This window comes from Candidatus Infernicultor aquiphilus (assembly GCF_002784285.1).
GTDB lineage: Bacteria > Atribacterota > Phoenicimicrobiia > Phoenicimicrobiales > Phoenicimicrobiaceae > Infernicultor > Infernicultor aquiphilus.
Map to the genome: position 1 here is coordinate 1 of NZ_PFKO01000008.1, position 1149 is coordinate 1149.

Below are 1149 nucleotides of genomic sequence, written 5' to 3' on the forward strand. Positions count from 1 at the left end.
TTAATATAATGAAATTACACCTGGATCTATTAAAAGAGACTCGAGAAAAGACCTGGCAAATACCAGGAAGACGGGAAAAACAATATCAAGAACACCGGGCCATATTTCAGGCAATTAAAGAACATAATAGTAAAAAAGCTGGAGAAGCTATACTAAAACATTTGAGGAGCATAAGAAAAGTTGTAGTTGAAATATAAGTAGAGAAATTTGTCATTACGAGGAACGAAGTGAGCCTGCCCCTGTGAAAGCAGGGGAAGTAATCTCAAATGAGATTGCCACGCTCCGATAAATCGAAGCTCGCAATGACGGATTCTAATATATGGGGGAAGAATAGAAAAATAGCTCAAGGATTAAAAAAATGCAAGCGGAGTAATTAAAGGATGAAATTTATTAATAAAAGTTAGGAGATTTTATAATGAAGGAAATAAGAGTTCTATCCCCAGTGGGGATGTTAGGATATGGTTTCCCAGCAGAATCTTTTCAAAAGGGCCTAGAAAAGAAACCTCATGTTATCGCTGCCGATGCCGGTTCTACTGATGCCGGTCCCCATAAATTGGGGGCGGGAGTGGGTATTGTAAGTAAAGAAGCAACCAAAAAAGACCTTACTTTAATGTTGACAGCCGGTTACGAACATAAAATTCCGGTTATTATCGGTTCTGCAGGAGGTTCCGGTGCTGAGGTTCATCTTAACTGGACCTTGAAAATAGTAAAAGAAATTGCCAAAGAAAAAAACCTACACTTTAAGATGGCTTTGATTCACGCCGAAGTTGAAAAAGCTTATCTTAAAAAGAAGTTAGCCCAAGGGAAGATAAAACCTTTAGGCCCTGTTCCTGAATTAACTGCTAAAGACATAGAAGAAGCTACTCGAATTGTGGCGGTAATGGGGGTGCATTCTCATATAAAAGCCCTGGAGATGGGGGCAGAGGTTATTATCGCCGGTCGTTCCAATGACCCGGCTATGTTTGCCGCCTTACCCATCAAAGAGGGTTATGACCCTGGTCTGGCTTTACATCTGGGGAAAATTTTAGAATGTGGGGCTATGGCCTCCACCCCCGGGACTACCTCTGATTGTATGATGGGATATTTAAGAGAGGATTATTTTATTGTAGAGCCAACTAATCCCTTGCGAAAATGTATTCCCAGTACAGT

Annotated in this window: 2 protein-coding genes; both read left to right on the forward strand. The window is 40.6% G+C overall.

What is annotated here, in order from left to right; translation table 11 throughout:
* Nucleotides 1-197: FCD domain-containing protein (locus tag COZ07_RS00240; protein ID WP_406606615.1), on the forward strand; the 197-nt coding region annotated here is incomplete at its 5' end.
* A 218-nt stretch (nt 198-415) separates the two neighbouring features.
* Nucleotides 416-1149, forward strand: a 734-nt coding sequence (locus COZ07_RS00245; RefSeq protein ID WP_406606616.1) for an acyclic terpene utilization AtuA family protein, incomplete at its 3' end; no start/stop codon positions are given.